Genomic DNA, 1,393 nt, shown 5'->3' on the forward strand with positions numbered 1-1,393 from the left:
CGATGAGACCGCCGGTCACGCCGATGATCAGGGCGATGACGAGGGCGAGCAGGGCACCGGCGAGGCTGAACCGGCCGGCGAAGACGAGGCGCGAGAAGACGTCGCGTCCGGCGCTGTCGAAGCCGAGCGGATGTCCCGGCTCGGCAGGTGAGAGCACCTTGGCGATGGTCGCGAGGTTGGGATCCGCGGTGGCGATGATCGGCGCGAAGATCGCGCTCAGCGCGACCACGACGAGGAAGAAGATCGAGACGACGCCGATCGGGTTCCTGAGCAGGCGCACGAACAGGGAGCGGCGCGAGCTGCGGGGGGCGACGGGCGCGAGGGCCGTGGGAGTGAGATCGATCATGAGAGACGCACCTTCGGGTTCAGCCAGCCCTGGAGCAGGTTGATGAGCGGGTTGACGACGACGACGACGATGATGGCGGTCGCGACGACCAGACCCATCACCATCGGGATGTCGCCCTGGGTGGTCGCGGTGACCGCGACCTGGCCGAGGCCCGGGATCGCGAAGATCTGTTCCACGATGACGGCGCCGCCGAGCAGTCCGACGAACTGCACCGCGAGCACGGCGAGCGCCGGTCCCCCGGCATTCCGCAGCACGTGCTTGTAGACGACCCGATTGAAGGAAAGGCCCCGGCTGCGCAGGGTGCGCACGTAGTCCTGGCGGAGGGCATCCGTTACCGAGCCCCGCACCTGCTGGGCGACGCCGGCGATGCTGCCGATCGCGAGGGCGATGATGGGCAGGGTGACCGTTGCGAGCCATCCGCTCGGCGATTCGGTCAGGGGCACATACCCGGTGGGCTTGAACCACTTGAGGTTGAGCGCGAAGAGAGTGACGAGGCCGAGGGCCACGAGAAAGCCGGGAATCGCGAAGCCGAGGATGGAGACGGCCTGGACGACCTTGTCGGCCCAGCCGCCGTGCACCGCCGCCCAGACGCCGAGCACAACGGCGACGATCGCGGTGACGAGGATGGCGCCGATCACGAGAGAGAGGGTGACGCCGACCCGGGAGGTGATGCCGACCGTGACGAGCTGGCCGGTGAACCAGGACGTGCCCAGGTCGCCGCGGACCGCGTGGCTGAGCCAGTCGACGTATTGCACGGCGAGGGGGCGGTCGAGCCCGAGGGCCGCGGTCTTCTGGGCGACACCCTCCTCGGTGGCCATCTGGCCGAGGATGCGGCGGGCGATGTCACCGCCGCCGACGTAGAGAAGGGAATACGCGATCGTGGAGATCACGAAGAGCAGAACGATGCCAGAGAGCAATCGTCTGAGGATGAATCTGAACATCGTTGTTCCTCACTGCAGTGGATGGAGACCGGGCCGCGCTGGTCGACGTAACTCGGCACCACGGCGACGACGAGCAGTACGAGTGCCGCGATCCCGGCCCAGCGGG

The 1,393-nt window shown here is 68.1% G+C and carries 1 protein-coding gene and 1 pseudogene; both read right to left on the reverse strand.

Annotated elements, in window-relative coordinates; translation table 11 throughout:
* Positions 1-346: pseudogene (locus QN345_RS19075) on the reverse strand (ABC transporter); the annotation flags it as partial.
* Positions 343-1,287, reverse strand: a complete 945-nt coding sequence (locus QN345_RS19080) for an ABC transporter permease (protein WP_322189362.1) — start codon at positions 1,285-1,287, stop codon at positions 343-345. The pseudogene QN345_RS19075 and the gene QN345_RS19080, both read right to left, overlap by 4 nt.
* Between the last annotated feature and the right edge of the window lie 106 nt (positions 1,288-1,393).

This window comes from Cryobacterium sp. 10I1, from assembly GCF_035019805.1.
Taxonomy (GTDB): Bacteria; Actinomycetota; Actinomycetes; order Actinomycetales; family Microbacteriaceae; genus Cryobacterium; species Cryobacterium glucosi.